The organism is Burkholderia sp. MSMB1498, assembly GCF_001526245.1.
Lineage (GTDB): Bacteria > Pseudomonadota > Gammaproteobacteria > Burkholderiales > Burkholderiaceae > Burkholderia > Burkholderia savannae.
Window position 1 is genome coordinate 69,400 of sequence record NZ_LOYJ01000072.1, and the last position, 20,619, is coordinate 90,018.

The following is a 20,619-nucleotide window of genomic DNA, read 5'->3' on the forward strand; positions in this document are numbered from 1 at the left end:
AATCTTGAAACCGCCCCGCATTCCCCCCGCGCCGCCCGCCGTCACGCCGCTTCACGCCGCCTTCGCGCCGACGCTGATCGCATGGCAGCGCAAGCACGGCCGTCACGACCTGCCGTGGCAGAACACGCGCAAACCGTACCGGATCTGGCTGTCGGAGATCATGTTGCAGCAGACGCAGGTGTCGACCGTCGTGCCGTACTACGTGCGCTTTCTCCAGCGCTATCCGGACGTCGCCGCGCTCGCGGCCGCGCCGATCGACGACGTGATGGCGCTCTGGGCCGGGCTCGGCTACTACTCGCGCGCGCGCAATCTGCATCGCTGCGCGCAGGCGGTCGTCGAGCTGCACGGCGGCGCGTTCCCGGCGTCGCCCGAAGCGCTCGCCGAGCTGCCGGGCATCGGCCGGTCGACGGCCGCGGCGATCGCGTCGTTCGCGTTCGGCGCGCGCGCGACGATCCTCGACGGCAACGTGAAGCGGGTGCTCGCGCGCGTATTCGGCGTCGAGGGCTTTCCGGGCGACAAGCGCGTCGAGAACGAGATGTGGGCGCTCGCCGAGTCGCTGCTGCCCGATGCGGCCGAACAGGCCGACGTCACCGCGTACACGCAGGGCTTGATGGATCTCGGCGCGACGCTTTGCGTGCGCGGCAAGCCCGATTGCGCGCGCTGCCCGTTCGCGGGGGACTGCGCCGCCGAGCGAAGCGGGCGGCAACGCGAACTGCCCGCCGCGCGCCCGAAGAAGGCGGTGCCGACGCGCCGTACGTGGATGCTCGTGCTGCGCGACGGCGACGCGGTGCTGTTGCAGCGGCGTCCGCCCACGGGCATCTGGGGCGGCTTGTGGAGTCTGCCCGAAGCGGACGGCGACGCCGCGCTCGCGCGGCGTGCGCGCGAATTAGGCGGCGCGGCGCTCGCGGCGCTCGCGCCGTTCACGCATACGTTCACGCACTTCAAGCTCGAGATCGAGCCGAGGCTCGCCGAGCTCGCCGGCGCGATGGGCGGCGTGCTGCAGGCGGCCGACGACGAGACGGCATGGGTTGCGCTCGACAAGCTCGACGCGTACGGCGTGCCGGCCCCGGTGCGCAAGCTGCTCGACGGGTTGAGCGGGTCGTTGCTTTAGGCGGGGAGCGGTCGCGCGGACGCCGAGGGGGCGGGCGATTCGATGCGGCGAACACGTGCGGCGAAAACATGTGACGTCGACGGCGAAGCGCAAGGGCGGCGGCCGCGTCCGGCTCGCTTTCATAGCGGGCCGGGATTGCCGTGATTACCGCGAGCGTCGTGCGCGAACGCGTGAGTTGCGCGGACGAATCGAGCATTCGATCGGGCGCGCGCACGCGGCTCGTGCCTGGAACGCCGATAACGGCAACGACGCCGAACGCATCAGGTCGGCTTGCCGCGATGCCCGCGGGGCAACCGCGCGCATTGCGCGTCTACAGCCAGCCGTGACGATTCAGTTCGCGATGAACCGCGTCGATTCGCGCGCCGACGTCGGGAAACTCCATCAGCTTCTGCCGCGCGCGCAGATCGAGCGGCAGCACTTCCGCGAGCCGGTTCGACACCCACGTCGGATCGCCGAAGCGAAACGGCTCGACGAACGGCAATTCGGCGTCGGATTTGCGCAGCACGTCGACGATCCGCTCGAGCGCTTCCGCGCATGCGCCGAATTGCGCGAGCGCTTCGTCGCCTTCGAGCGGGATGTCGTCCTGCATCGGCTCGGCGATGCCCACGAGGAGGCCGTTCGCCTCGACCCGATGCGACAGCAGCTCGAAGCGCTGCGTGCCGATCGTGCGCAGGAACAGCATGCCGAATTCGCCGGTGTCGCATTCGACGATGCGCGCCATGCAGCCGATCGTCTCGGGCACCGATACTTCGCCTTCCTGAGCGACTTCGGGGCCGCTCTTCAGCAGGCACACGCCGAATGGCGCCTCGTCGCGCATGCACGCGCGCGCCATGTCCAGATAACGCGCCTCGAAGACTTTCAGGGGCAACTGTCCGCCCGGAAACAACACCGTATGCAGTGGAAACAGCGGCAAATCGATGAGGGTGGTCGACAGAGAGGACATGGCGGGCACGCGAAAAGTGAGCGGCGCTAGGTGACGAGCCGCGACGACGCGTCCACGGCGACGGGCGCGTCACGATGCCGCACGATCACGTTGGCCTGCCTCGAAAGACGCGCGGCGAGCGTCTCCGCGAGGAACACCGACCGATGCTGGCCGCCCGTGCAGCCGATCGCGACCGTCAGGTAGCTGCGATTATCCTCGCGGAAATGCGGCAGCCACTTGACGAGAAACGACTCGATGTCGTCCAGCATTTGATGGACGACAGGCAATGCGTCGAGAAACGCGACGACAGGCTGGTCGACCCCGGTGAGCGGGCGCAGCTCGTGGTCATAGTACGGGTTCGGCAGCGCGCGCACGTCGAACATGAAATCGGCGTCGAGCGGCACGCCGCGCTTGAAGCCGAACGATTCGAACATCAGCACGAGATCGTCGTTCTTCTGCTCGATGAAGCGCTTGACCCACGTGCGCAGCACGTTCGCGCGCAGATTGCTCGTGTCGATCTGGTGGCCGAATTCGGCGAGCGGCGCAACGAGATCGCGTTCGCGCTCGATCGCCTCTTCGAGCGATACGAGGAGGCCCACGTCCGCGTCGTGCGACGGCGAGCCCGACAGCGGATGGCGGCGGCGCGTCTCGGAGAAGCGCTGGATCAGCGCCTGCGTGCTCGCGTTCAGGAACAGCACGCGCACGTCGTGCTCGCGCGACAACGCGCGGATGAGGCCGGGCATTTCGTCGAGCGACGCGCTCGAGCGCGCGTCGATCGCGACGGCGAGCCGGTTCTGGCCTTCGTTGGCGAGGTAGCGGGCGAGCTCGGGCAGCACGTGCGGCGGCAGATTGTCGACGCAATAGTAGCCCGCGTCCTCCAGCGCGTTCAGCGCGACGGACTTGCCGGAGCCGGAGATGCCGGTGATGAGGACAATGCGCATGGAAAGAGAAAATCCTGACGTTTCATCATAGCACCGGCTCGTTGCGCCAGCGTGGCGAGCGGGAGCCGGCGCGGGTTACACGAGCTTGCCGGGAAACTGGCTGTCCGGGTCCTGCATCGCGAGGCGCTGGCGGTCCATGAAGTCGCGCAGCGTGTCGATGCCGCGCAGCTGCAAGATCGTGTTGCGCACCGCCGCCTCGACGAGCACCGCGAGGTTGCGGCCCGCCGCCACCTGGATCGTCACCTTGCTGATCGGCAGCCCCAGCACGTCGACCGTCTGGCTTTCGAGCGGCAGCCGCTGGAACTCGCCGTCCGGCCGGCGCACGAGTTGCACGATCAGCTTGAGCTTCATCTTCCGGCGCACGGCCGTTTCGCCGAAGATCGTCTTGATGTCGAGGAGGCCGAGGCCGCGCACTTCGAGCAGGTTTTGCAGCAGCGGCGGGCAGCGCCCTTCGACGAAATCGGGGCCAAGTCGGACGAAGTCGACCGCGTCGTCGGCGACGAGCCCGTGGCCGCGGCTGATCAGCTCGAGGCCGAGCTCGCTCTTGCCGAGGCCCGAATCGCCCGTCAGCAGCACGCCCATTCCGAGGATGTCGAGGAACACGCCGTGCAGCGTCGCGCGCGGCGCGAGGATGCGCGACATGTAGAGGCGCAGGCTGTCGATTACCGCGGCGGCCGACATCGGCGTCGTGAAGAGCGGCGTCGACGAGCGCGTGCAGCGCAGGACGAGCTCGGGCGGCGCGGCGGCGCCGCCGGCGACGACGAGGAACGGCGGCTCGAGGGCGATCAGCTCGGCCATGTGGCGCGAGCGGTCTTCGTCGGTCTGGCGCTGGTAGTAGTCGATTTCGGCTTCGCCGAGCACCTGAATCCGGTTCGGGTGGATCAGGTTCAGGTGGCCGACGAGGTCGGCGCTCGACGTCGCGTTCGCGACCGTATCGGCGGAAAACCCGCGTTCCCAGCCTTCATGCCCCGTCAGCCAGCTGAGCTTCAGCATGGCTGCGTTGTCGTCGAAGATGCTCTGGGCGTTGATGCTGGACGTATCCATGAGTCCGTCACTCCAAGGAGCCGGCGCCCGGACGCTGCAACGACGGTTGCGGCGCCGGCCCGGCGGCGGGCGGCTCGACTCGGCGGCGCGGGCCGCGACGCAATGGGGAACGAACCGCCCCGATCAGCTTAAGGTTGCCACTGAGTCAGGAGTTGATGCAACTCGTCGCGATCCGGTTCGGTGTGCAGACGCTCGCGAGTGTCGCGGTCGGACAGCAGTTGGGCAATTTCGGAGAGGATTTCGAGATGCGCCTGCGTCGCCTGCTCGGGCACGAGCAGGAAGATCAAGAGCGACACGGGCTGGCCGTCCGGCGCCTCGAACGGGATCGGCTCGGCAAGCCGCACGAACGCGGCGAGCGGGTGCTTGAGCCCCTTGATCCGGCCATGCGGAATGGCGACGCCTTCGCCGAGGCCCGTCGAGCCGAGCCGCTCGCGCGCGAACAGATTGTCGGTGACGGTGCTGCGGGCGATGCCGTTCTGATTCTCGAAGATCAGCCCGGCTTGTTCGAAGACGCGTTTCTTGCTGGTGACGGAGAGGCCGACGACGACGTTCTCCAAAGGCAGGATTTTGGCTAGGCGATTCATGTTGGCAGGCATAGGGGCGGCCTGGGGTCTCCTCGCGGCGGACTGATTTTCCATGTCGGTCAAAAAGGACGGCGTTTGGCGACGGAGACCTGTGAAGCGCGGCGAACCGGTTCATCGCCCCCGATAATAACCGACACATTATAGAGCACTGCAGACGGCGCCGCGCACCGTGCAAAGCGCCGGGAATCGCCCGGGCGCCGCACATGCGCGCGTCGCGCCACAGCGGTTTGCACAATAAAAAACCGCCCGTCGAGGCGGGCGGTTCGGCCGGCGCTGTCGCGCCGCGCTCATTGCGGCGGAAGTTCGATCTGTTCGACGGCCTGATGCTTGATCGGCTCGTGCGCGTGCGTCTGCAGGCGCTCCATGTGCTTGACGACCTGGCGGTCGAGCTTGTCGATCAGCAGATCGATCGCCGCGTACATGTCGCCGTTTGCGCTTTCGACGAAGATGTCCTTTCCCTTCAGATGCAGCGTGATTTCCGCCTTTTGCCGCTTGTCCTTCTCCTTGTGGTTGTCGACCGTGAGGATCACAGCGCCATCAATGACCTGATCGCTATGCCGTAGCACCCTATCGAGCTTGGTGATCACGTATTCGCGGATAGCAGGCGTGACTTCGAGATGGTGTCCACTGATCTTCAGGTTCATAGTGCTTCTCCAAGCTAATGACCACCTTCCGCATAGAGGCGGCATGCCTGCCGGTTCCGCTTGCCGCCGCTCGGCGCGCGAGCGAATCGGTCGGCAGGCTTTGCCGTCGACTATGCGGCGGCCGGAAAACACCCGCCGCGTGGCGACGGGCTACAAAGACTTGCGCAGATTCACCGCCGGGATCTTGAGGGCTTCGCGATATTTGGCAACCGTGCGGCGCGCGACCACGAACCCTTGTTCCGCTAGCAGCTCGGCTATACGACTATCCGAAAGAGGGGATTTGGGGTCTTCGGCTCCTATCAGTTGTTTGATGAGGGCGCGGATGGCCGTCGACGACGCGGCACCTCCGGTGTCTGTCGAAACGTGCGATCCGAAGAAGTACTTAAATTCAAGTGTGCCGAACGGGGTCAGCATGTACTTGCCGGTTGTCACACGGGAGACAGTCGATTCGTGTAGGCCCAGCGTATCAGCTATTTCCCGCAAAACCAAGGGGCGCATCGCAATTTCGCCGTGCGCGAAGAAATTCTTCTGACGTTCGACAATCGCCTGCGCGACGCGCAGGATCGTCTCGAATCGCTGCTGAATGTTCTTGATCAGCCAGCGCGCTTCCTGCAGTTGCTGCTTGAGCGAGCCCGTGCTCGGATCGCCGCGGCTGTTGCGCAGGATGTTCGCGTACAGGTGGTTGATCCGCAGCCGCGGCACGACTTCCGGATTGAGTTCCGCCTGCCAGTTCTGGCCCGTCTTCTTCACGATGATGTCGGGCACCACGTAGTCCGCTTCGGCCTTGCCGTACGCCGCGCCGGGGAACGGCTCGAGCGAGCGGATCAGCGCGTGCGCGTCGCGCAGTTCGTCGTCGGTCGCTTTCAGTTGCTTGCGCAAGCGCGTGAAATCGCGCGCGGCGAGCAGCTCGAGATGCTGCGACACGATATCGAGCGCGAGCGCGCGCGTAGGGGACGGATCGAGGCGCAGCAGCTGCAGCTTCAGGCACTCGGATGCGGAGCGCGCGCCGACGCCGGCCGGATCGAAGCTGTGCAGGAGCGCGAGCGCCGCGCTCAGTTCGTCGACGTCGACTTCGAGCTCCGCCGGCAGATCGGAAAGCACTTCATCGAGCGGCGCCGCCAGATAGCCGTCGTCGTCGAGCGATTCGATCAGGAACGTGACGAGCGCGCGATCGCGCGGGCTCGCCTGCGTGACGCGCAGTTGCGCCATCAGATGGTCGCGCAGCGAGGTCGACGTTTCGTGGATCTGCATCGGCGGCAGATCGTCGTCGTCGGAGGCGGCGGGCGAGCGGCCGAAGTCGTCGAGGTTCCATTGGTTCGCGTCGCCGCTGTCGGCCGAATAGCTGTCGTATTCGTCGACGCCGGCGGGCTCGTCGCGCTCGGTGCGCTCATTCGTCGCACTCGTGCCGTTCGACGCGCCCTGCATCGGCTCGGGTGCGGGCGACGCGGGCGTCTGCGCGATCACCGAGCCGTCGGCCGCGACGCGCAGCGGGCTCGCGATCCAGTCGTCGTCGTTTTCGAGCAGCGGGTTCTGCGCGATCGCCGTCGCGACTTCCTGTTGCAGTTCGAGCGTCGATAGCTGCAGCAGCCGGATCGACTGTTGAAGCTGGGGCGTGAGCGCGAGATGCTGCGACAGGCGGAGTTGGAGGCTGGCTTTCATGGCAAAAAGGGAGTCATGCCGGAAGTTTGCCACGAGGGCGGCGCGTTGAGGCATTCGGGATGACGCTTGGCGCGCGAATGCGCACGCCCGGCGCATGCCGAACGTGCGGAGGGACGGCGCGGATCGCGCCTGGGAAAGGACGGCCGCGGGATCGTGTCCCGCGCCGCTCACATGCGGAAGTGCTCGCCGAGGTAGACGCGCCGCACGCTTTCGTTTTCGATGATTTCCTTCGGAGCGCCGGACGCGAGCACCGAGCCGTCGCTGATGATGTACGCGTGATCGCAGATGCCGAGCGTCTCGCGCACGTTGTGATCGGTGATCAGCACGCCGATATTGCGCTGCTTCAGGAACTTCACGATCTTCTGGATTTCGAGCACCGCGATCGGATCGACGCCCGCGAACGGCTCGTCGAGCAGAATGAAGCTCGGGTTGCTCGCGAGCGCGCGCGCGATCTCGACGCGGCGGCGCTCGCCGCCCGACAGCGACAGCGCCGGATTGTCGCGCAGGTGCGCGATCTGCAGCTCTTCGAGGAGCGCCTCCGCGCGCGCGCCGATCTCGTCCTTGGACAGCCGCTTGCCGTTGTCGCCGTGCTGCAGTTCGAGCACCGCGCGGATGTTCTGCTCGACGGTCAGCTTGCGGAACACCGACGCTTCCTGCGGCAGGTACGACAGGCCGAGCGACGCGCGCTTGTGGATCGGCATCAGGCTGATCGGGCTGCCGTTCAGCGAGATGTCGCCCGCGTCGAGCGGCACGAGGCCGACGATCATGTAGAACGACGTCGTCTTGCCGGCGCCGTTCGGGCCGAGCAGGCCGACGACTTCGCCGCTCTTCACGTCGAGCGATACGTCCTTGACGACGGTGCGCGAGCCGTAGCGCTTCTTCAGGTTGCGCACGACGAGCGAGCTCGACGTGCCGGCCGGCTGGCGATTGGGGAGCGCGTTCACGGGTTCGGTGCTCCCTGCAGGCTGTTCGACGGCGAGAGCTGCGCGGGGCCGCCGGACAGCGGCGCCGGGCCGCTGTTCTTCGGCGTCAGCATCGCGCGCACGCGCCCGCCCGGGTTGCCCGGCGCGACGACGTCCTTGCCGCCGCGCGCGGTGTAGAAGTCGCGCTGGCCGTCGTAGGTGATCACGCTGCCGTGAACCGTGTCGGCGACGGTGGACAGGCCTTGCAGGCGGCGCACGGTCGCGTTCGTCGTCAGCGTGGTCAGATCCTGCTTGCCGTCGTAGTCGATTCGCTCGGCGTCGCCGTCGATGTATTCGTCGAGGCCTTCGCGCTTCTGGCGAAACGATGCGTGCTTCTTGCCGGAGGCCGTCGCGGTCGCGTACTGGTAGCCCTGCGCGTCCTGGCGCACCTCGACGCGGTCGCCCTTGATCAGGATCGTGCCCTTCGTGATGACGACGTTGCCCGTCGCGACCGTGACCTGCTTCAGGTCGTCATAGGTCAGGTTGTCCGCTTCGACGTTGATCGGCTTGTCGCGGTCGGCCTTTTCGGCATGGGCTGCGGGCGCGACGCCCGCGAGCGGCGCCGCGACGAGCGCCGCCGCGAGCACCGCGCGGACGACGCGGCGTGCGCCGCTCTGGAATAAACAAGGGAACGATTCGTTCATGCAGTCCCGCGTGGTGAGTTACTTGGGTTGGCCTGGAGCGCCGCCGGACGCGTCGGAAGAGGCGATCGTGCCGCGCACGTTGCCGTAGAGTTCGATGACTCGGGTGGCGTTGTTGTACTTCATCCCGGCGGCGGCGTTCGCGATCGACAGGCCGCGCTGAAGTTTAACCGGCTTTTCGGTCTCGATCACATCGTCGTTGACCAACACCCGGAAATGCTCGGAATCCGCCTGCATCGGCGGGTCGCCCGCGCCCGCCGCGCGTACGATCCGCGCTTCGTCATACAAATCGACGATCGACACGTCGCCGTTGACGACGCCGCGCTTGGCGGTCGCGGTCACGGTCGGCTTGCCGGGCTGGAACGCGCGCAGCGCGGGCTGAGTCAGGTCGCTCGTCTCGTCGTCTTCGTAGTGGACGAGGCCCGCCGCCGCCAGCCGGTACTGGGTCGAGCCCGTCTGGTCGAGCTCGGTGACGGAGAAATTGTCCGCGAAATAGTCGGGCGTGTGCGATTTCGGCCGCACGACCGCCTCGCCGGGCGGCGGCAGCGTCGCCTGCAGCAGCCAGTACGTGCCGCCCGCGAGCGCCGCCATCGCGACGAGCGGGATCATCGAAGTCAGCCGGAATTTGCCGTCCATCCGCTCAGACTCCGCAGGCGGCCGCGAGCAGCGCGTCGTAGCGGTGCTGCGCGCGCAGGATCGCGTCGCACACTTCGCGCACCGCGCCGTGGCCGCCGCGAGCCTCGGCGACCCAGTGCGCGCGCGCGATCACGTCCGGATGCGCGTTCGCCGGCGCGGCCGCGAAGCCGCAGCGCAGCATCACCGCGAGGTCGGGCCAGTCGTCGCCCATGTAGCCGCACTCGGCGGCCTCGAGGCCGAGCGCGCGCAGCAGCTCGCCGAACACGGCGAGCTTGTCCTCGACGCCCTGATGCAGGTGCGCGATCCGCATTTCCTTCGCGCGCGCGGCGACCGCTTCCGAGCGGCGGCCGGTGATGATCGCGGTCGCGACGCCGGCTTCGCCGAGGAGCTTCACGCCGTGGCCGTCGAGCGTGTTGAACGACTTCATCGTGTCGCCCGTCGCGGTGAAATGGAGGCCGCCATCGGTCAGCACGCCGTCGACGTCGAAAATCATCAGCTTCACGCGGCTCGCGCGCTCGGCCGCCGTGACAGGGGGCGCGGACATCAAATCACCTTCTTCGAGAACAGATCGTGCATGTTGAGCGCGCCGATCAGCGCGCCCCGCTCGTCGACGACGAGCATCTGGTTGATCCGGTGGCGCTCCATCAGTTCCACCGCCTCGACGGCGAGGTGATCCGGCGCTATCGTGCGCGGATTGCGCGTCATCACGTCGGCGATCGGCAGGCGGCGGAAGTCGCCGTCGCGCTCGAGCACGCGGCGCAGATCGCCGTCGGTGAAGATGCCGGCCACGCGGCCCGCGTCGTCGACGACGGCCGTCATTCCCATCCGCTTCGCGGTGATCTGGAAGAGGGCGTCGGCGAGCGTCGCGCCGAGCGGCACGGCGGGCACCTCGTCGCCCGTGCGCATCACGTCGCGCACGTACGTGAGGAGGCGCCGGCCGAGCGCGCCGCCCGGATGCGAGCGCGCGAAATCGTCGGAGCCGAAGCCGCGCGCGTCGAGCACCGCGACCGCGAGCGCGTCGCCGAGCGCGAGCGCGGCCGTCGTGCTGGCCGTCGGCGCGAGGTTCAGCGGGCACGCCTCCTTCGCGACGCCCGCGTTCAGGTGGACGTCGGACAGCGTCGCGAGGCTCGACGCCGGGCGGCCCGTCATCGCGATCAGCTTCGCGCCGAGGCGCTTGATGAGCGGTAGGATTGCGACGAGCTCCTCCGATTCGCCGGAGTTCGAGATCGCGATGAACACGTCGTCCTTGGTGACCATGCCGAGATCGCCGTGGCTGGCTTCGGCCGGGTGAACGAAAAACGCGGGAGTGCCGGTGCTGGCGAGCGTCGCGGCGATCTTGCGGGCGATGTGCCCCGATTTGCCGATCCCGGACACGACGACGCGGCCGCGGCAATTCAGAAGCAGCCCGACCGCGGCGACGAATTCGCCGTCGAGCTGGTCGGCGAGCGCGCGCACGGCGTTCGCCTCGATGTCGAGCACGTCGCGGGCGAGCGCGAGCGCCCGATCATCATTGATTTTCGCTATCATGCGCGGAGTATAGCAAAGGCGTTTGTTCGCCGCGCCGGGCCCCTTGCGCCCATCTTCCCGAGTAGTCTCCCGGCCCAACCCGGCGTCCGTCATGCGGCGCCGACGACGAACGAGGACGCTTCGCCCGTGATTTCCCCGCTCGAAATGACGCTTCTGCTGCTGCTTGCCTCGGTGGCGGGCGTCGTCGTGTTCCGATCGCTGAACCTGCCGCCGATGCTCGGCTATCTGACGGTCGGCATCCTGGTCGGCCCGCATGCGCTGGGCTTCGCGGCCGATCTCGAGCGCGCCGAGCACCTCGCCGAATTCGGCGTCGTGTTCCTGATGTTCTCGATCGGCCTCGAGTTCTCGTTGTCGAAGCTGCGCGCGATGCGCCGGCTCGTGTTCGGGCTCGGGCTCGCGCAGGTGCTCGGCACGATCGCGGTCGCGCTGCTGCTCGGCGCGCTCTTCGAGCGCTGGATGCATATCACGTGGGAAGGCAGCGTCGCGCTCGGCGGCGCGCTCGCGATGTCGTCGACGGCGATCGTCTCGAAGATGCTCGCCGAGCGGCTCGAGATCGAGACCGAGCACGGCCGCAACATCTTCGGCGTGCTGCTGTTTCAGGATCTCGCCGTCGTGCCGCTGCTCATCGTGATCGCCGCGTTCGGCGGCGAGTCGTCGAAGGATCTCGCGATGTCGCTCGGGCTCGCGGCGGTGAAGATCGTCGTCGCGCTCGCGCTGCTGCTGATCGTCGGCCAGCGTTTCATGACGCGCTGGATGAACGTCGTCGCGCGGCGGCGCTCGCAGGAGCTGTTCGTGCTGAACCTGCTGCTCATCACGCTCGGCGCCGCGTTCATCACCGACCGCTTCGGGCTGTCGCTCGCGCTCGGCGCGTTCATCGCCGGGATGCTGATCTCCGAGACGCCCTACCGGCATCAGGTGGAGGAGGACATCAAGCCGTTTCGCGACGTGCTGCTCGGCCTCTTCTTCGTGACGACCGGGATGCTGCTCGACCCGAGCGTGATCTGGCGGCATCCGTTCCTCGTGCTCGCGTTCTTCGCCGGCCAGGTGCTGCTCAAGAGCGTGATGATCACGGGGCTCGCGCGCGCGTTCGGCGCGACGCCCGGCGTCGCGATGCGCACGGGGCTCGGGCTCGCGCAGGCGGGCGAATTCGGCTTCGTGCTGCTGAACCTGATCCTCGATCGGCATCTGGTCGACGCGACGCTCCTGCAGTCGATCCTCGCGTCGATGCTGCTGTCGATGCTCGCCGCGCCGTTCCTGATCCAGAACGCGGACCGGATCGTGATGCGGCTGTCCGCGGCCGAATGGATGCAGCAGTCGCTGCAGATGACGCGGATCGCGACGCAGAGCATCAAGCAGAAGGGCCACGTGATCATTTGCGGCTACGGCCGCGCCGGGCAGAACCTCGCGCGGATGCTCGAGCAGGAAGGGATCGCGTACGTCGCGCTCGACCTCGATCCGGACCGCGTGACGGCCGCCGCGGCGGCGGGCGAATCGGTCGTGTTCGGCGACGCGGCGCGCCGCGAGTCGCTGCTCGCGGCGGGCATCCACCGCGCGGCGGCCGTGGCCGTCACATACGCGAACACGCCGTCCGCGCTGCGCGTGCTGCACAACGTGCACGAGCTCGAGCCGACGCTGCCCGCGATCGTGCGCACCGTCGACGACGCCGATCTCGAGAAGCTGCTCGCCGCCGGCGCGACCGAGGTGATCCCGGAGATCGTCGAAGGCAGCCTGATGCTCGCGTCGCACACGCTCGTGCTGATGGGCGTGCCGATGCGGCGCGTCGTGCGGCGCGTCGAGGAGATGCGCGACGAGCGCTACAGCCTGCTGCGCGGCTACTTCCACGGCGCGGACGACGCGGACGACGACGACCACGAGCAGGTGCGGCTACAATCGGTGCCCGTCGACGCGCGTTCGGACGCGGTCGGCCGCTCGCTGGCCGAGCTGGGGCTGTTCGCGCTCGGCCTCGAGGTGACCGCGATCCGCCGGCACGGGATTCGCGGCGTCGAGCCTGACCCCGAGACGAAGCTGCGCGCGAGCGACATCGTCGTGCTTCGCGGGCTGCCGGAAGCGCTCGCGGAGGCCGAGGAGCGGCTGTCGCGGCACCGGCGCGATGGCGGATCGGCCGCCGCGGCATGAGGCCGCGCGGCCGCTGATTTTTTGGCGTGGTTTTGGGGTAGTCGAGCGATCGGCGGGCGGCGCGAGATTCCGGCGCCGTTTTTTTCGGAGATTTTCATGATGTCCACGTCGTCGGACGCGCAGCTCGATCCCGTCGAGTTCATTCGCAGCCGCATCCGCACGGTGCCGAACTGGCCGCAGCCGGGCGTGATGTTCCGCGACATCACGCCGCTTCTGCAGAGCGCGAAGGCGCTGCGCGTGCTCGTCGACCTGTTCGTCGAGCGCTACGTCGACGCGAAGCTCGACTACATCGCCGGCCTCGACGCGCGCGGCTTCATCATCGCGCCGATCGTCGCGTACGAGCTGTCGGTGGGCTTCGTGCCGATCCGCAAGGCGGGCAAGCTGCCGTACAAGACGCAGCGCGAGTCGTACGCGCTGGAGTACGGCACCGCGGCCGTGGAGATTCACGAGGACGCGTGCCGGCCGGGCGAGCGCGTCGTCATCGTCGACGACCTGATCGCGACGGGCGGCACGATGCTGGCGGGCAAGAACCTGCTCGAGCGGCTCGGCGCGGTCGTCGTCGAAGGCGCGGCGATCGTCGATCTGCCGGATCTCGGCGGCTCGGCGCTGCTGCGCCAGGCCGGCCTGCCGCTTTATACCGTGACCGAATTTTCCGGACACTGAGCGCGGCGCGCCGTCAGCCCATCCGGTTCAAGTTGCAGTCAGCGCCAGTTCATCGTCCACCGATACAAGCGAGCTCACGATGCCGAACTTCATGCTGTTCCTCGCCACGTCGATCGCGATTACCGTCGCGCCCGGCCCCGACAACCTGCAAGTGCTCGCGCGCGGCATCTCGCAAGGCCGCGCGGCCGGCGTCGTCGCGGCGCTCGGCTTCGCGTCGGGCGTGCTGTTCCATACGACGCTCGCCGCGTTCGGCGTGGCCGCGCTGCTGCGCTCGTCGCCCGTCGCGTTCCATCTGCTCAAGCTCGCGGGCGGCGCGTATCTGATCTGGATCGGCATCAAGGCGCTGCGCAGCAAAGGCCTCGCGACCGCGCACGAGCGCGCGCCGCAGCCGCTGTCGACGATCTTCCGCCAGAGCGTGATCGGCAACCTGCTGAACCCGAAGGTGACGCTCTTCTTCGTCGTGTTCCTGCCGCAGTTCGTCGATCCGCACGGCGCGCAGCCCGTTGCGCTGCAGATGCTCGAGCTCGGCGCGCTCTTCATGGCGCAGACGGCCATCGTGTTCTCGGTGTTCGGCGCCGGCGCGGGCGTGATCGGCACGTGGCTCAAGCGCCGCCCGCGCGTGGGCGTGTGGCTCGACAGGCTCGCGGGCGCGGCGTTCATCGCGCTCGGCCTGCGTGTCGCGCTGAAGGACTGACGGAGCGCGCGATGACGTTTCCGTGCATCGCCGCCGCGCGCCGCTTCGATCCGGCCGCGCACGTGCCGTTCCGGATCGCCGGCCGCCGGGTCGGCTGGCTGCGCCGCGACGACGTCGCGCGCCTTGCGCGCTGGCCCGACGTGTTCGAGTTTCCGGCGGGATGCGTCGAGCTCGCCGCGCGCTACGACAGCGTCGACGCGCGCAGCATGGCGCTCGCGAGCCCGATCGGCGCGCTGGCGGCGGAAGGCGCGATTCCCGGCTGGCGCGACGAGATCTACGCGATCCGCAACCGTTTCGACGATCCGCCGCTTGCGTACATCGAGCGGGCGGCGTCGCGCTTCTTCGGTACGATGACGTACGCGGTGCATCTGAACGGCGTCGTAGAATACGCGCCTTCGGCGCCGCTCGCGATGTGGCTCGGCCGCCGCAGCGCGACGAAGGCGACCGATCCGGGCATGCTCGACAACGTCGTCGCGGGCGGCATCGGCTGGGGGCTCGGGATCGAGGACACGATCGCGAAGGAATGCTGGGAAGAAGCGGGCATTCCGGCCGAGCTTGCCGCGCGCGCGATTCCCGGCCGCGTCGCGCACGTGCTGTGCTCGCTGCCGGAAGGCACGCAGGCCGAGCAGATCTTCGTCTACGATCTGCCGCTGCCCGCCGATTTCGCGCCCCACAATCAGGACGGCGAAGTCGCCGAGCATCTGCTCGCCGGCGTCGACGAAATCGTCGCGTGGCTGCGCGCGGGAGAAGCCACCGTCGACGCGAGCCTCGCGATGCTCGACAGCCTGCTGCGCCACCGCGCGATCTCGCACGACGACGCGCGCGGGCTCGACGCGCTGTTCGCGCCGCCGCCGCTCGGCTGAGCGCGGCACGAATCCATTGTTCGCAAGATTAGAGTAAGAGAAGGGAGTCCCGGTCATGTCGGCCGATCACAGCTTTATCCTGAAACTGTCGTGCCCGGACCGGCGCGGCATCGTTCACGCGGTCTCGGGCTTCCTGCTCGAGCGCGGCAGCAACATCCTCGATTCGGCGCAGTTCGGCGACAGCCGCACCGGCGAATTCTTCATGCGCGTGCATTTCGAGCAGACGGGCGGCGCGCCCGCCGCGGCCGCGCTCGACGGCCTGCGCGCCGAGTTCGCGCCGCTCGCCGAGCAGTTCGCGATGCGCTGGGAGCTGCACGACGCGTCGGTGAAGCCGCGCGTCGTGATCCTCGTGTCGAAGATCGGCCATTGTCTGAACGACCTGCTGTTCCGCTATCGCACGGGCCAGTTGCCGATCGAGATCTCGGCGATCGTGTCGAACCACAAGGATTTCTATCAGCTCGCCGCGAGCTACGACATCCCGTTCCATCACTTCCCGCTCGCCGCGGGCGCGTCGGCCGACGCGAAGGCCGCGCAGGAGGCGCGCGTGTTCGAGGTGATCGACGAGCATTCGGCCGATCTCGTCGTGCTCGCGCGCTACATGCAGATCCTGTCGTCGAACATGTGCGAGCGGCTCGCCGGCCGCGCGATCAACATCCATCATTCGTTCCTGCCGAGCTTCAAGGGCGCGAAGCCTTATTACCAGGCGTTCGACCGCGGCGTGAAGCTGATCGGCGCGACCGCGCACTACGTGACCACCGATCTCGACGAGGGCCCGATCATCGAGCAGGAAGTCGAGCGCGTCGATCACAGCATGACGCCGGACGAGCTGACAGCCGTCGGCCGCGACGTCGAATGCGTGACGCTCGCGCGCGCGGTCAAGTGGCACGTCGAGCATCGGATCGTGCTGAACGGCACGAAGACGGTGGTGTTCCGCTAAGCGGGCCGCGTGCGTCTTCCGGCCGGTCGGCGTGCGTCGGCTCGGCTGCGGGAGGCGCGCGCCGCCTCGCCGCGGCCGAACCGCGACCGAAATAAAGAAGGCCGCGTCCGGTGACGGACGCGGCCTTTGCCTTCTTTGGGTTCGCCGCGGCGCGTTCGCGATGACGCGTTCGCGCGACGCGGCGTCTGCGCGGGCGCGTTCGCGACGATGCGTTCGCTACAGCGTTCGCGCCCGCAACGGAATTCGCCGACGCATCCCGCCGGACGGCCGCGCGGCGCGCGCCGCTCAGATGAGCCGCAAGTAGATCAGCTCGCGCTTGATGTACGCATAGAAGATCGGCGCGGCGATCACGCCGGGCACGCCGAACGCGGCTTCCATCACGAGCATCGCGAGCAGCAGCTCCCATGCGCGCGATTCGATCTGCCCGCCGATGATCCTCGCGTTCAGGAAGTATTCGAGCTTGTGGATCACGACGAGGAACACGAGCGACGCGATCGCCGTGCCCATGCTGACCGACAGCGACACCGCGACGATCAGCGTGTTCGAGATCAGATTGCCGACGACGGGCAGCAGGCCCGCGATGAAGGTGACGAGCACGAGCGTCTTCGACAGCGGTAGCCGCTGATGGAAGACCGGCAGCGCGGCGAGCAGGTAGATCGCCGTGAAGAACGCGTTGAGCGCCGAGATCTTGATCTGCGCGAACACGATCCGGCGGAACGCGTCGGCGAAGCGCGAGATCCGCGTGACGAGCGCGGTCGACAGCGGCTGGCGCGGTTTGTGGCGATCGACGCCGATCGCGATCATCGCGCCGATGATCATCCCGAACAGCACATGCCCGAACCCGCGCGCGACGCTCTTGCCGCCTTGCTGCAGCTGATCCATGTGCTTGTTCATCAGGCCCGCCGCCTTCGCGCGCATCTGCTCGGCGTCCACGGGCAGCAGGTTCGCGATCCACTCGGGGGTGCGGGTGCGCGCCTGGTCGATGATCTGCATCACCTGGCCGAGCAGATTCTGCGCGTTCGGCACGGTGTGCTCGAAATGCTCGATGACCGCGATCGTGAGGCTCGCGAGCCCGCCGACGATCGCGGCCGACAGCAGCACGACCGCGAGCCAGCGCGCGCGCTGGCTCGACATGTGGCGTTCGATCGCGGGCGCGATCATGTGGACGAGCTGATAGACGAGCAGGCCGGCCAAGAGGCCGCCGAGCAGCTTCAGGTGCAGGACGAGCCACAGGCCGACGAGGGCGAGGAGGTAGCTGCCGATCTCGATCGCCGAAAGCTTCGGCAGGCTGAAATCGCTCGTCAGCCGGACGCTGCGCAGGTGCGGCTCCCGCGTCTGCGGCTCGCGCGGCGGCTCAGATTGCTTCTCCATGACTATCCCTGTATTCGGAGGCTACTCGGCGCGCTTGTGGCCGCAAGCGGGCGTAACCCTGTATCGCCGCGAAGTATAGCAACGATTATCGACCTAAATATTAGGATCTTGTAAGGAAGAATGTAGCGCCGTATCGGCCGCGCGAGGCCGGCACGGCGCCGCGCGCCGCGCGCGAGCCGGGCGGCCGCCGGACGTTGCGCCCGGCGGCCGCGTCCCGCTTACTTGCCGCGCTTGAGGAGCGGCGCGAGGTACTTGCCGGTGAAGCTCGCCTTCGTCTTCGCGATCTGCTCGGGCGTGCCTTGCGCGATGATCTGGCCGCCGCCCGCGCCGCCTTCCGGCCCGAGATCGATCACCCAGTCGGCCGTCTTGATCACGTCGAGGTTGTGCTCGATGATCACGACCGTGTTGCCCTGGTCGCGCAGCCGGTGGATCACTTCGAGCAAGAGCGCGATGTCGTGGAAGTGCAGGCCGGTCGTCGGCTCGTCGAGGATGTACAGCGTGCGGCCCGTGTCGCGCTTGGAGAGCTCCAGCGACAGCTTCACGCGCTGCGCCTCGCCGCCGGACAAAGTCGTGGCCGACTGGCCGAGCCGGATGTACCCCAGGCCGACGTCGAGCAGCGTCTTCAGCTTGCGCGCGACGACGGGCACCGCGCCGAAGAACCCGTACGCGTGCTCGACCGTCATCTCCAGCACTTCGCTGATGTTCTTGCCCTTGTATTGGACTTCGAGCGTCTCGCGGTTGTAGCGCTTGCCGTGGCAGACGTCGCACGGCACGTAGACGTCCGGCAGGAAGTGCATCTCGACCTTCAGCACGCCGTCGCCCTGGCACGACTCGCAGCGCCCGCCCTTCACGTTGAACGAGAAGCGGCCCGGATCGTAGCCGCGTTCCTTCGACGCCGGCACGCCCGCGAACAGCTCGCGGATCGGCGTGAAGACGCCCGTGTAGGTGGCCGGGTTCGAGCGCGGCGTGCGGCCGATCGGCGATTGGTCGACGTTGATCACCTTGTCGAAGTGCTCGAGGCCCTCGATCGACTCGTGCGGCGCCGGCTCCGTGGCCGAGCCGTACAGGTGGCGCGCGACCGCGTTGTACAGCGTGTCGTTGATGAGCGTCGACTTGCCGGAGCCCGATACGCCGGTGATGCAGGTCAAGAGGCCGACGGGCAGATCGAGGTCGACGTGCTTCAGGTTGTTGCCGTGCGCGTCGACGATGCGCAGCATCCGCTCGGGATCGGGCCCGATTCGCTCGTCCGGATACTCGATCGTGCGCTTGCCGACGAGGTACTGGCCCGTCAGCGAATCGCCGTTCGCCTGAACCTGCTTCGGCGTGCCTTCGGCGACGATCGCGCCGCCGTGCTCGCCCGCGCCCGGGCCCATGTCGACGACGTAATCGGCCGTGCGGATCATGTCCTCGTCGTGCTCGACGACGATCACCGAGTTGCCGAGGTCGCGCAGGTGCTTGAGCGTCGCGATCAGGCGGTCGTTGTCGCGCTGGTGCAGGCCGATCGACGGCTCGTCGAGCACGTACATCACGCCTGTCAGGCCCGAGCCGATCTGCGACGCGAGCCGGATGCGCTGCGCCTCGCCGCCCGACAGCGTTTCCGCGCTGCGCTCGAGCGACAGGTAGTCGAGGCCGACGTTGTTCAGGAACGTGAGCCGCGCGACGATTTCCTTGATCACCTTGTCGGCGATCTCGCGCTTCGCGCCGTCGAGCGTGAGGCCGTCGAAGTAGCCGAGCGCGTCGCGCAGCGGCCAGCCGCTCACTTCGTAGATCGCGCGCGCGTAGTCGCCCTGGCCGACGCGCACGAAGCGCGCCTCGCGGCGCAGGCGCGTGCCGTCGCACGACGGGCACGGCTGGTTGTTCTGATACTTCGCGAGCTCCTCGCGCACCGCGGCCGAATCGGTCTCGCGGTAGCGTCGCTCGAGGTTCGGGATGATCCCTTCGAACACGTGCTCGCGGATCGTCGTGCGGCCGCGCTCGTTGATGTACGAGAACGGGATCGTCTGCTTGCCCGAGCCGTACAGCAGGATCTTCTTGATCTTCTCGGGCAAGTCCTCGAACGCGGTGTCGATGTCGAAATCGTAGAACGCCGCGAGGCTCTGCAGCATCTGGAAGTAGAACTGGTTGCGCCGGTCCCAGCCCTTCACCGCGCCCGCCGCGAGCGACAGCGACGGGTGCGCGACGACCCGCTTCGGATCGAAGAACGTGATCTGGCCGAGGCCGTCGCATTCGGGGCACGCGCCCATCGGGTTGTTGAACGAGAACAGGCGCGGCTCGAGCTCCTGCAGCGAGTACGAGCACACCGGGCACGCGAACTTCGAGCTGAACAGGTGTTCGCGGTCGGTGTCCATCTCGAGCGCGATCGCGCGTCCGTCGGCCAGGCGCAGCGCGGTCTCGAACGATTCGGCGAGCCGCTGCTTCATGTCCGGGCGAACCTTCAGGCGATCGACGACGACGTCGATCGTGTGCTTGTCGTTCTTCTTGAGCTTCGGCAGCGAATCGACTTCGTAGATCTTCGCGACGCCTTCGTTCGCCGCGCCGCCGCCCGAGCGGACGCGAAAGCGCACGAAGCCCTGCGCCTGCATTTCCTCGAACAGCTCCGCATGCTCGCCCTTGCGGTTCGCGACGACGGGCGCGAGGATCATCAGCTTGGTTTCCTCGGGCAGCGCGAGCGCCGCGTCGACCATCTGCGACACGCTCTGCGCCTCGAGCGGGATCTCGTGATCCGGGCAGTACGGCGTGCCCACGCGTGCGTACAAAAGCCGCAGATAGTCGTGAATTTCGGTGACGGTGCCGACCGTCGAGCGGGGATTGTGCGACGTCGCCTTCTGCTCGATCGAGATCGCGGGCGACAGGCCCTCGATCAGGTCGACGTCCGGCTTCTCCATCAACTGCAGGAACTGGCGCGCATACGCCGACAGGCTCTCGACGTAGCGCCGCTGGCCTTCGGCGTACAACGTGTCGAACGCGAGCGACGATTTGCCCGAGCCGGAGAGGCCCGTGATCACGATCAGTTTGTGCCGCGGAAGGTCGAGATTGACGTTCTTCAGGTTGTGGGTGCGCGCCCCACGGATACGTATTTGTTCCATGAACCCGGCGGAAGATGAGAGAACCAAACCTGCTACTATAACGACTTTTCGAGTCCGTCGTTTCAGGCTCCCAACCAATTCCCGCGCCACCCGGCAGCGGGCTTTCGCGACGCCCGGGCCGCAGCGAGGCGGCGCGCGGCGGCAGGCGGCCGGCCCGGATCTCCCGCCGCCCGGCAGCGGGCGGACCACCGATTCAAT

Annotated in this window: 19 protein-coding genes; 6 read left to right on the forward strand and 13 right to left on the reverse strand. The window is 67.7% G+C overall.

Annotated elements, in window-relative coordinates; all coding sequences use genetic code 11:
• The first annotated feature begins 4 nt into the window (after positions 1-4).
• Positions 5-1,111, forward strand: coding sequence for an A/G-specific adenine glycosylase (gene mutY / locus WS91_RS16225; protein ID WP_059670602.1), 1,107 nt, complete (start codon positions 5-7; stop codon positions 1,109-1,111).
• Between the two features lie 310 nt (positions 1,112-1,421).
• Here mutY and WS91_RS16235 read toward each other — a convergent pair whose 3' ends face one another.
• The 11 genes from WS91_RS16235 to kdsD all read right to left on the reverse strand — a co-directional run bounded on the left by WS91_RS16235 (position 1,422) and on the right by kdsD (position 10,671).
• The gene (locus WS91_RS16235; RefSeq protein ID WP_038744451.1) at positions 1,422-2,054 is read right to left on the reverse strand and encodes an LON peptidase substrate-binding domain-containing protein; all 633 of its coding nucleotides are present in this window, start codon (positions 2,052-2,054) and stop codon (positions 1,422-1,424) included.
• A gap of 26 nt (positions 2,055-2,080) precedes the next feature.
• The gene (gene rapZ / locus WS91_RS16240) at positions 2,081-2,974 is read right to left on the reverse strand and encodes an RNase adapter RapZ (RefSeq protein ID WP_006024491.1); all 894 of its coding nucleotides are present in this window, start codon (positions 2,972-2,974) and stop codon (positions 2,081-2,083) included.
• A 75-nt stretch (positions 2,975-3,049) separates the two neighbouring features.
• The gene (hprK, locus tag WS91_RS16245; RefSeq protein WP_004195225.1) at positions 3,050-4,018 is read right to left on the reverse strand and encodes an HPr(Ser) kinase/phosphatase; all 969 of its coding nucleotides are present in this window, start codon (positions 4,016-4,018) and stop codon (positions 3,050-3,052) included.
• Between the two features lie 128 nt (positions 4,019-4,146).
• On the reverse strand, positions 4,147-4,656 hold the full coding sequence (gene ptsN, locus WS91_RS16250) for a PTS IIA-like nitrogen regulatory protein PtsN (RefSeq protein ID WP_059575819.1): 510 nt from the start codon (positions 4,654-4,656) through the stop codon (positions 4,147-4,149).
• A gap of 233 nt (positions 4,657-4,889) precedes the next feature.
• Entirely contained in the window at positions 4,890-5,246 is a 357-nt protein-coding gene (gene hpf / locus WS91_RS16255; protein WP_038744450.1) for a ribosome hibernation-promoting factor, HPF/YfiA family, read from the reverse strand.
• Positions 5,247-5,396: 150 nt separating this feature from the next.
• On the reverse strand, positions 5,397-6,905 hold the full coding sequence (locus tag WS91_RS16260; RefSeq protein ID WP_038744449.1) for an RNA polymerase factor sigma-54: 1,509 nt from the start codon (positions 6,903-6,905) through the stop codon (positions 5,397-5,399).
• Positions 6,906-7,072: 167 nt separating this feature from the next.
• Positions 7,073-7,849, reverse strand: coding sequence for an LPS export ABC transporter ATP-binding protein (gene lptB, locus WS91_RS16265; RefSeq protein WP_038744448.1), 777 nt, complete (start codon positions 7,847-7,849; stop codon positions 7,073-7,075).
• Positions 7,846-8,511, reverse strand: coding sequence for a lipopolysaccharide transport periplasmic protein LptA (gene lptA, locus WS91_RS16270; protein WP_059575821.1), 666 nt, complete (start codon positions 8,509-8,511; stop codon positions 7,846-7,848). Before lptA ends, lptB begins: the two co-directional genes overlap by 4 nt.
• A gap of 18 nt (positions 8,512-8,529) precedes the next feature.
• A complete protein-coding gene (gene lptC / locus WS91_RS16275; protein ID WP_059670603.1) occupies positions 8,530-9,144 on the reverse strand; it encodes an LPS export ABC transporter periplasmic protein LptC in 615 nt (204 codons plus the stop codon).
• A gap of 4 nt (positions 9,145-9,148) precedes the next feature.
• Positions 9,149-9,688, reverse strand: coding sequence for a KdsC family phosphatase (locus WS91_RS16280; protein ID WP_038744445.1), 540 nt, complete (start codon positions 9,686-9,688; stop codon positions 9,149-9,151).
• A complete protein-coding gene (kdsD, locus tag WS91_RS16285) occupies positions 9,688-10,671 on the reverse strand; it encodes an arabinose 5-phosphate isomerase KdsD (RefSeq protein ID WP_038744444.1) in 984 nt (327 codons plus the stop codon). Before kdsD ends, WS91_RS16280 begins: the two co-directional genes overlap by 1 nt.
• A 126-nt stretch (positions 10,672-10,797) precedes the next feature.
• Between kdsD and WS91_RS16290 the strand changes: the two genes are divergently transcribed.
• From WS91_RS16290 to purU, 5 genes are all read left to right on the forward strand, one after another.
• On the forward strand, positions 10,798-12,807 hold the full coding sequence (locus WS91_RS16290; protein WP_038744443.1) for a monovalent cation:proton antiporter family protein: 2,010 nt from the start codon (positions 10,798-10,800) through the stop codon (positions 12,805-12,807).
• Between the two features lie 96 nt (positions 12,808-12,903).
• Positions 12,904-13,470 carry an adenine phosphoribosyltransferase gene (locus tag WS91_RS16295; RefSeq protein WP_059670604.1) on the forward strand — a complete coding sequence of 189 codons (567 nt, stop codon included), beginning with the start codon at positions 12,904-12,906 and terminating at the stop codon, positions 13,468-13,470.
• A 79-nt stretch (positions 13,471-13,549) separates the two neighbouring features.
• Complete coding sequence (locus tag WS91_RS16300) at positions 13,550-14,164, forward strand: LysE family translocator (protein ID WP_038744441.1); 615 nt, start codon at positions 13,550-13,552, stop codon at positions 14,162-14,164.
• Positions 14,165-14,175: 11 nt separating this feature from the next.
• The gene (locus tag WS91_RS16305) at positions 14,176-15,027 is read left to right on the forward strand and encodes an NUDIX hydrolase (RefSeq protein WP_038744440.1); all 852 of its coding nucleotides are present in this window, start codon (positions 14,176-14,178) and stop codon (positions 15,025-15,027) included.
• Positions 15,028-15,082: 55 nt separating this feature from the next.
• Positions 15,083-15,964: a formyltetrahydrofolate deformylase gene (gene purU / locus WS91_RS16310; RefSeq protein WP_038744439.1), complete on the forward strand. Its 882-nt coding sequence runs from the start codon at positions 15,083-15,085 to the stop codon at positions 15,962-15,964.
• 285 nt (positions 15,965-16,249) lie between these two features.
• On the opposite strand, the gene WS91_RS16315 is transcribed toward purU, so the two are convergent.
• Both WS91_RS16315 and uvrA read right to left on the reverse strand, forming a co-directional pair.
• Positions 16,250-17,335, reverse strand: a complete 1,086-nt coding sequence (locus tag WS91_RS16315) for an AI-2E family transporter (RefSeq protein ID WP_038744438.1) — start codon at positions 17,333-17,335, stop codon at positions 16,250-16,252.
• A gap of 218 nt (positions 17,336-17,553) precedes the next feature.
• Entirely contained in the window at positions 17,554-20,421 is a 2,868-nt protein-coding gene (gene uvrA / locus WS91_RS16320) for an excinuclease ABC subunit UvrA (protein ID WP_059644107.1), read from the reverse strand.
• Positions 20,422-20,619 lie beyond the last annotated feature (198 nt).